Origin of the sequence: Flavicella sp. (assembly GCF_037132785.1) — a bacterium.
GTDB lineage: Bacteria > Bacteroidota > Bacteroidia > Flavobacteriales > Flavobacteriaceae > Flavicella.
In genome coordinates, this window is sequence record NZ_JBAHZZ010000151.1 from 1 (window position 1) to 8,997 (window position 8,997).

Below are 8,997 nucleotides of genomic sequence, written 5' to 3' on the forward strand. Positions count from 1 at the left end.
GGTCGATTTAATCATAGGTAAAAACCATAATCAAGCTATTCTTACTATAAATGACAGAGCCTCTGGAATGCTTAAAATGAAGAAAATATTTTCTAAACAAGCAATTGTTGTAACCAAAGCTATCAATGAAATATTGGAAGACTGGAAATCATATTTATATACCATTACAGCTGACAATGGAAAGGAGTTTGCAGGACATGAACAGGTAGCCGAAAATTTAGAAATTGATTACTTCTTTGCGCATCCATATCACTCTTGGGAAAGAGGTTCTAATGAAAATTTAAATGGCTTAATTAGGCAATATTTTGCCAAAGGTTCTGACTTTACAAGTATAACAGATCAACGTGTTAAGGAAATAGAAACTAAATTAAATAACAGACCAAGGAAAAGATATAAATATGAAAATCCTATATTTGTTATGGAACAATTATTATTTAACCAAAAAGTTGCATTTGTGACTTGAATTCAGTATATCAACATCGAAGGTTTTACCTTTTTGTTTTGCAAAAAAGAATGAAACTTTGGAAAAATCAGCAAAGATATTATGCAAGATAAATTAAAAATAAACCTTATTCAGTCAAATACTATTTGGAAAGATATTTCTAAAAATATCCAAAATATCCAACAAAAAATCAATCAGATTTCTGAAGAAACTGATTTGATTATTTTACCTGAAATGTTTAGCACCGGTTTTGTGATAGAACCAGAAGAAATCGCAGAAACGATGAATGGAAAGTCCATTAACTGGATGCAACAAATTGCTTGTAAAAAAAACTGCGCTATTACAGGAAGCCTAATCATTAAAGAAAATAATAATTACTATAATAGACTCGTTTTTATTGAACCTTCTGGAAAAATAAAATTTTACGATAAAAAACATTTGTTTTCTCATGTGGGTGAAAGAAATATTTATACTGCAGGTTCAATAAAAAAAATCATTGAATATAAAGGCTGGAGAATTGCCGCTTTTATCTGTTACGATCTCAGATTTCCTGTATGGTCAAGAAATACTGAAAACTACGACATTGCTTTATATGTTGCCAATTGGCCCAAACCAAGAATCAATGCTTGGAATAGCTTGTTAAAAGCTAGAGCTATTGAAAATATTTGCTATACAATTGGGGTAAACAGAGTTGGAACAGATGGAAACAAGATGGAATACATAGGACATTCTCAAATTATCAACCCACAAGGAAATTCAATAAAAAAATCTACCGTTACTACAGAAGATATTATTTCAACAACTTTATACAAAGCTGAAATATTGACAAACAGAACTAATTTTAAATTCTTGGACGACCGAGATAAATTCACTTTTCAAAATTAAACTATGCATAGTATTCAGAATAAAAATATAAAAATAGCGATCAAAAATATTGGTGCCGAACTTTCAAGTATCGTTTCCTTAAAGAACAACAAAGAGTACCTTTGGAGAGGAGACTCTGAGTACTGGGGAGGTCAAGCTCCAATACTATTTCCTTTTGTAGGAAGGTTAAAGGATGATGTTTTTATTGCCAATGGCAAAGAATATTCTCATAAAAAACATGGTTTCTTTAGAAAAAGCAATGCTGTAAAACTCATCGAAAAAACAGATACAAAACTTACGTTTTCAATAACACATTCTAAAGAAACTCTTAAAGTATATCCCTATGAATTTGAATTTAAAACCAGCTATGAATTAATCGGCAACACGGTAAGTATTCGGCACTATATTGAGAATCTTGGAACAGGATGTATGTATTTTTCATTAGGAGAACATCCAGCCTTTAACTGCTCTTTAAACGAGTTAAATAAAAGTTACGAGGATTGTTCGCTTATTTTTGAAAAAACAGAAAATGATGTAACTTGGAATATTAACAAAGAAGGTTTATTAGATAACACTACTACAGAAATACTTAATAACACCAATGTCATTCATTTAAATCAAAAAAGTTTTGAGAAAGATGCTTTGGTATTTAAAAAATTAAAATCCAACAAAATAACACTTGCCAATAAACAAGAAGGGATATTAATAACAGTGACGTTTAAAGATTTTCCCTATTTAGGAATTTGGTCTAAACCAAACGCACCTTTTGTTTGTATTGAGCCTTGGTTAGGAATTGCAGATTCGCAAGACTCATCACAGGAAATTAAAAAAAAAGAAGCTATTATTAATTTAGCATCTAAAGAAAGTTTCTCAGCTACTTATAGTATTGAAATACATGACTAAAAAAACCCTAATCAATTAAATTGATTGGGGTTTTTACTGTTTTAAAATCCTTATTATTTCAAAACTAAAGGATTCATCCATTTAAATTTATATTCTGTATCAGGAACTACAATTCTTTGTGCGATTCTTGACATTCTTTCAGGCAAACGCATTAAATAATTTCTTGCTTTATCTGCCTCTGGTGTCAATCCAGTAAACTTGTCAATTTCCCAAGCTTTATTTAACTTTGCTAAAATATCGATATAGTCAAAAGCTGAATAGACTCCTGATCTTTGTGCCACATCTGAAAACCGATCAAACAAAGAAGCTTTCTTCTCAAAGGAGTGTCTCAAATACATTGCAGGCATTTCAATTTTATGTTTCATCATATCACAAAAAGCAATCATCATTTCACTAGGATCTACAGCGAAAATTTGTCGAATAAATTCTACGTAAGCCAAATGATGTCTCATCTCATCACCTGCAATAATTTTTGACATTTTTGCCAAACCTTTCATCCCAGCTTTACGTGCAATTTTCGCAACATTATTATGTGACACATATGTTGCCAATTCCTGAAAACTAGTATAAACAAAAGTTTTATAAGGATCTCTAGCAGTACCAATATCAAAACCATCAGCAACCAAGTGCTGAGTGGTAATTTCAACTTCCCGCATATTTACACGCCCGGATAAAAAGATATATTTATTCAAAACATCACCGTGGCGGTTTTCTTCGGCTGTCCAACGACGGATCCAACTAGACCAACCTTTTTGCTCGCCATGTTGATCGACTCCATCTAAATCTAACAACCACGATTCATAAGTAGGCAAAGCCTCCTCAGTAATCATATCTCCAACTAAAGAAACCCAAAAATCATCGTCCAACTCTTTTGACAACTCCCTAATTTCCTTTACTTCATCAATAAAAGTATCAGATTGAGGATTTGGTAAAAAATCTGTAGGTTGCCATATTTCTTCAGGAGGTATCAAAAACTTACCAAAGGAAGTTTCAATATCTTTTTCCAAAGTTAACATGACCTCTTTACGTACGTTATGTATTGACATAAGTTTATTAAATTAAGCGTTTCACCTACAAAGTTACAGCGTTTTTAATGATTCCCTCTACTTTTCGGAATAAATCATTGAATCCCATAGAATTCACTGCAATTGGTTCATGTGCCTCCAAGCTCATATGAACTCCAATCTCTAGAGGAAAAGATCCATTTGCTACCAATTTCCATGAATTATTTATAGTCACAGGAACTATATATGCCGAAGGAGCGTACTTTGCAAGAATCTTTAATCCGTTTTTTGAAAATTCTTTTGGTCTACCGTCTTTACTTCTTGTTCCTTCAGGGAAAATAACACCTGACCAATTATTTTTTTCTAGTTCTTTTGCAAAGCCTGCCAAAGCAGTTAATGACTGTTTGCGATCTTTTCTATCGATTAAAACTGATCCACCATTTCTCAAATTGAAAGAAACACTCGGTATATTTGAGCCCAATTCTTTTTTGGACACAAATTTTGGATGAAACGTTCTAAAAAACCATGAAATTGAAGGGATTTCGTGAGAACTCTGATGATTGGAAACAATAATCAAAGGCACCCCTTTTGGGATTTCCTTTTGACAGGAAAATTCTATTTTAGTTCCTAAAATATAAAGTGTCCATATCAAAAAATAATTCATCCAATCTACCGAATTCTTATGAGATTCATACCCAAACACGTTAAAACAAATCCACTGTATAGGGTGAAAAACACAAATTATAACTCCAAAAAAAAAGTAATGTAAAACCGACAAAGGGTAAGCAAGTAATTTTTTCATTCGAATTCAATTTTTATAGAATTGACTTAGAACCACTGAGACCAGGGAATTCTACTTAGAATCAACAATAAGGCGATTCCGTAATAGATTGCAAAGGTCTTAAATTTTGCTGAATCCTCCGTTTTCTTTTTATGTTTAGACCAACCAACTGTTATCAAAACGATTGCCAATACCATAATTATAGGATGCTCAACTAAAATCAATCTTGTTTGAGCATTTTTCATTATTTCACCCATACCTATAACTTTCATCGATTTATAAACAGGAGACATAAAATACCAACCTAAACCGATTAACAATTGAATATGGGCAAATATTAAGGTAAACAAGCCCAAACGCAGGTCTTTGACTTTAAATTGTTTTTTTGTAGTCAAACCAATAATCGCATTTACAACAGTTACAATTAAAACAACTAACACTAAATATGCCCAATAAGAATGTACTTCTTTCATAATAATAATTATATAAATTTTAAACATTGCAAATGTAGTCAATTAGATTAAAGCTACGAAAAAGTAAACTCTCCTAAAATTTTAGAGTTTTCACTTAACATTAACTAAAAATTTAAACATTCTATAGCCATTTGGGTACCGTGAAAACTCATAATACCAAATGAATTTCAGCTAGGTTGATAATAAATTTGAATTATTTTTTTTAGATGAAATAAAAAATAGAAGCATAGCCAGTTACGGTTGTATTTTATATTGAAATACAAAGGAAATAGAAACTAATTTAATCAATCATTTTGATGTTTATTTGGTATTACTTTACGTTTCTTTAAAAAAAGTCCTGTGGAGTTAAGATAATTATATTTTTTATCAGAAAAAAATTAGGAGCAATACGATGTGTTCTTTGATTCAGGAATAGATATTGTTGGTCGATATTTTTAGTAAAAACACTAAAAAAACTTAATTTTAGTAAAGCTTATAAAGCTTTAAATTTAAAGAAATCTTAAAAAACAGCATGTCTGTTTTCATATTTTTAAATCAGCCCAATTATTAACTCTTTATTAAGAAAAATGATTTACAATTACAAAAATTTAAAAAAACTATTATTAGAGTGTTTACTTTGTTCTTTAATAGTATTTGTTTCATGTGCAAAAAATGAAATTAAAATAAGGGAAGTTGCAATAATTCCTTTACCAGCAAAACTATCTAAAGGCGAAGGTTGTTTTGTTATTACTAAAAAAACTACTGTTTCTGTAACTAATGAAGAGCAATTAAATATTGCTGCTAACTTTTTCAAAAAGTTTAAAAAAGTATCTGGTTGGATTCCAAAAATAGGTATAGAAAAAGCTAAAGCAAACATTATATTTAGTGTAGATAGCTCTCTTGAAGAAGAAGCTTATGAACTTATAGTAAGTAAGGATAGTATTCACATTAAATCGGGTTCTGGAGCTGGTTTTTTCTATGCGATGAAAAGTCTCGGTCAATTATTACCAGTTTCTTTTTATTCAGAAAAAAAACAATTAAATACAGATTGGGGTATCCCTGTAGTTACTATTAAAGACAAACCGGCCTTTAAATGGCGTGGTTTTATGTTAGATGTTTCTAGACACTTTTTTGATAAAGAAGAAGTTAAAGATGTCATAGATTTTATGGCAGAAGTGAAATTAAATCGTTTTCATTGGCATTTAACAGACGATAATGGTTGGCGAATAGAAATTAAAAAATATCCAAAGCTTACAGAAGTAGGTGCTTGGAGAGTAGACTATAACGCTAAAGACGAAAACACTTCAAATTGGTGGGGAAGACCAGAGCAAAAAGAAGGCGAGAAAGCAACCTATGGAGGTTTTTATACACAAGAAGACATCAAGGAAATTGTTGATTATGCTAAAGAACAGTATATTGAGATTATTCCCGAAATTGACATGCCTGGTCATTCGTTAGCTGCAATCGCTGCTTATCCAGAAATCTCTTGTGCAGAAGGATCTTTTTATGTGGGTACAGGAGGAGTTACAAGAAACAATACCTATTGCCCTGGAAAAGAAATCACTTTCGAATTTGTTGAGGACGTTTTAGGAGAAGTGATGAATTTATTTCCTTTTGAATACATGCATATTGGTGGAGATGAATGTAATAAAGACGCTTGGGAAGTTGATTCAGATTGTCAAAAACGCATGAAAGAGGAAAACCTTGATAATTTACATGAATTACAAAGTTATTTTGTTACAAGAGTAGAAAAAATAGTGAATTCACATAATAAAAACATGATTGGGTGGGATGAAATACTAGAAGGTGGTCTGGCACCAAATGCAACCGTAATGTCTTGGCGTGGTGAAAAAGGTGGTATTGCTTCTGCTAGACAAGGCCATGATGTTATTATGACGCCTTCTAAGTATTGTTATTTAGATTTAAAACAGGGTGATGATGATTTAGAGCCTAATTTAGGCTATTCTTACTCTTTTTTAAAAGACACCTATAACTACAAAATAATATCCGATAGTTTAACAACCGAACAAGGTAAACACGTTTTGGGAATACAAGGTAGCTTATGGACAGAATCTATTACTAATTGGGGACAGCTAACTTATATGACTTTCCCGAGATTGTATGCTGTTGCCGAAAATGGGTGGACAGATTACAAACACAAAGAATGGGGTGGTTTTACAGATCGATTACTAATCCAATTGAAGCGATTAAAAGAAAAAGGTGAGCGTTATGCTACTAGTGCTTATAATGTTAGAATAGATCATATAGGGCATAAGGAAGGAACTATTGATATTTCGCTTAAAACAGAAGTAGATGGACTAGATATTTACTACACTTTAGACGATAGTGAGCCATCCTTAATTTCAATTAAATATGAAAAACCGTTTTCAATTAAAAACACAACTACCATAAAATCAACCTCATTTAAAAACGACGAACAAATAGGTAATATCTCGGAAAAATATTTAGCTATTCATAAAGCAGTAGGTGCTGAAGTAGTTTACCATTCACCTCTTATTAAAAATAAAAAAGCAGCTAATGGTTTGGTAGATTTAAATTATGGTAAATTAAATAGTGGAGATAGAAATTGGAATGTATTTAAAGGTAATTTAGATGTAGATTTAATTTTTAAAGAACCTAAAGAAGTATCATTAGTAGAAATAACAAGTCTTCGGTTTACCAATTCAGGTGTTTATGTTCCAGAATATATAGAAGTTTACGGGTCGAAAGATGGACTTTCGTTTACTAAATTAGGAGAGGTTAAATTATTAGAGGAAAGTCACACTCAGGGGAGAAACAAGGTGGTTTCTGTAATTAGATTTAAGGAGACAACTGTAAAGGCAATAAAAGTAAAAGCAAAAAGAGTTAACCCAATTCCTGCTGGACACCCTAGGGCTGGGGTTGCATCTAAAATTTTGATAGATGAACTTGTTGTTTTTTAAATTACTAACTCACCTTACACACTAATAATTTAGATTTAAGAAAATAATATTCTATATTGTTAGTAACTTTGAGAAGAAAAAACATGGATAGCTTTGTTGATTTATATACGGATTATTTAATAAGTTCAAGTTCTTACACTACAGCTACAGTAATGGCATCCTTACTTTCGATAAAGCATGACAAAATAACAAGAGCTTTGTTAATAGGCGTTTACGACAGTAGATTCTGTAGAAAACGGCAAAACCTTATATTGAAGAATTGACGCAATCAAAAGAAACGGTCATTTTAAGCTTTGATGACTCCATGCAAGAAAAACAATATACAGATGAAAGTGAACTTTTTAGAGAAATGTTACTGTAATGTAGTGATAACACCAATTTAAATTTGTAATACCGTGTTAAAAGCATTAAGATAATGGTGATTTCCAGTTATAGACTTGATAGTTTCAGGACTCATTTTATTTACAGTTTCGTGGAGCCAGTTTGTTAAATTCTTCATCGTTTCGAACCGTTTATTTTTGTATATATTTTTAATATACTGCCAAATTTGTTCACAAGGATTTAACTTAGGGTTATAGGGAGGTATTCTTAAGATAAAAATATTATCCGGTATTTCAATGTTTTAAGTTGAATGAAAACCAGCGTTATCAATGATCACTATTTTAAATTCATTAGGTTTATATTTAGAGAATTCATTTAAATAAGATTCAACTATAGCAGTATTTACGCCGTTAATTTCCCAAACAAAACTATCATCATTTATTGGCGAAAAACTTCCGTATAAATAGGTGTTCTTAAAAGCATGCTGATATTTCACTATGGGTTTTATGCCTTTTGCTGTTAGACATTTTCCTATGTGAGTCATTAACCCAAACCTGCTTTCATCTTGAAAATAGAGATTCACGCTTTTTATAGTGTCTTTTAGGGTTACCCATTTAAATCTCATTAATATTTTGTTATCAAAAAAGATGTTATATTTTTAGAAAAAAGGAAAGACATGAAAATACTAAAAGAATTATCTCGAAAAGAATTTCACTCTAAATTTGGAGAAGAGAGTTTATGCTTATCTTTTTTATCTTGGGTAAAATGGGAAGAAGGTTTTTCTTGTTTTAAATGTAAAAAAGAGTATAATAAACGCTGTAGTAAATGTGGTTATGATAAATCTCCAACAGCGAATACAATTGTTTCATAAAGTTAAGTTCGGTATTGTAGAAGCCTTTGAAATGGCTTATGATATTGCGACGAGTAAGAAAGGAGCAAATAGTATTTGGCTGGCAGAAAGACATGGTGTTAAACAGATGACTGCTTGATTGTTCAGAAGAAAAGTACAAGAAGCAATGAAGCCATAAAAACAATTCAACAAAATTCAGCTTTATACACTAATCCTTCCAGAGTACAGGGCAAACTCACACTTTTTTCAAGTTAATCTTGGATTCAAGGTTGTAACGCAACAAATTGTTAATTTTACAGGTTCAATCAATTACTCAAATATACGCGTTTATTTTGTTTTTTAAAAGGCGGCATTATTGAAATAGAATAACTCTCATTCTTCGAGTTCTTTCCAGTTGAACAAGCCCTAATAATATCATCATTTTTTTTTATGATTTAA

9 protein-coding genes are annotated in these 8,997 nt (G+C 31.2%); 5 read left to right on the forward strand and 4 right to left on the reverse strand.

The annotated features are described in order from the left end of the window. The 3 genes from V5787_RS09760 to V5787_RS09770 all read left to right on the forward strand — a co-directional run. A partial coding sequence (locus tag V5787_RS09760; protein WP_336893047.1) for an IS30 family transposase occupies positions 1–463 on the forward strand: 463 nt, incomplete at its 5' end. Positions 464–544: 81 nt separating this feature from the next. Further along, positions 545–1,327 carry an amidohydrolase gene (locus V5787_RS09765; protein ID WP_336893048.1) on the forward strand — a complete coding sequence of 261 codons (783 nt, stop codon included), beginning with the start codon at positions 545–547 and terminating at the stop codon, positions 1,325–1,327. 3 nt (positions 1,328–1,330) lie between these two features. Beyond that, positions 1,331–2,209, forward strand: a complete 879-nt coding sequence (locus V5787_RS09770) for an aldose 1-epimerase family protein (RefSeq protein ID WP_336893049.1) — start codon at positions 1,331–1,333, stop codon at positions 2,207–2,209. Positions 2,210–2,262: 53 nt separating this feature from the next. Here the strand turns inward: V5787_RS09770 and V5787_RS09775 are convergent, their stop codons facing one another. Genes V5787_RS09775 through V5787_RS09785 form a run of 3 tightly spaced genes read right to left on the reverse strand, consistent with a single transcriptional unit; the run spans position 2,263 to position 4,467 of the window. Continuing rightward, positions 2,263–3,255: an acyl-ACP desaturase gene (locus tag V5787_RS09775; RefSeq protein WP_336893050.1), complete on the reverse strand. Its 993-nt coding sequence runs from the start codon at positions 3,253–3,255 to the stop codon at positions 2,263–2,265. Positions 3,256–3,280: 25 nt separating this feature from the next. Further along, positions 3,281–4,015: a lysophospholipid acyltransferase family protein gene (locus tag V5787_RS09780; protein WP_336893051.1), complete on the reverse strand. Its 735-nt coding sequence runs from the start codon at positions 4,013–4,015 to the stop codon at positions 3,281–3,283. Between the two features lie 26 nt (positions 4,016–4,041). Further along, positions 4,042–4,467 carry a hypothetical protein gene (locus V5787_RS09785; RefSeq protein WP_336893052.1) on the reverse strand — a complete coding sequence of 142 codons (426 nt, stop codon included), beginning with the start codon at positions 4,465–4,467 and terminating at the stop codon, positions 4,042–4,044. Between the two features lie 566 nt (positions 4,468–5,033). On the opposite strand from V5787_RS09785, the gene V5787_RS09790 reads away from it, so the two are divergent. Beyond that, positions 5,034–7,388, forward strand: a complete 2,355-nt coding sequence (locus tag V5787_RS09790) for a family 20 glycosylhydrolase (RefSeq protein ID WP_336893053.1) — start codon at positions 5,034–5,036, stop codon at positions 7,386–7,388. A 622-nt stretch (positions 7,389–8,010) separates the two neighbouring features. Here the strand turns inward: V5787_RS09790 and V5787_RS09795 are convergent. Further along, entirely contained in the window at positions 8,011–8,334 is a 324-nt protein-coding gene (locus tag V5787_RS09795; RefSeq protein WP_336893054.1) for a transposase, read from the reverse strand. 51 nt (positions 8,335–8,385) lie between these two features. Here V5787_RS09795 and V5787_RS09800 point away from each other — a divergent pair, with 51 nt between their 5' ends. Then, entirely contained in the window at positions 8,386–8,580 is a 195-nt protein-coding gene (locus V5787_RS09800; protein WP_336893055.1) for a hypothetical protein, read from the forward strand. Positions 8,581–8,997 lie beyond the last annotated feature (417 nt).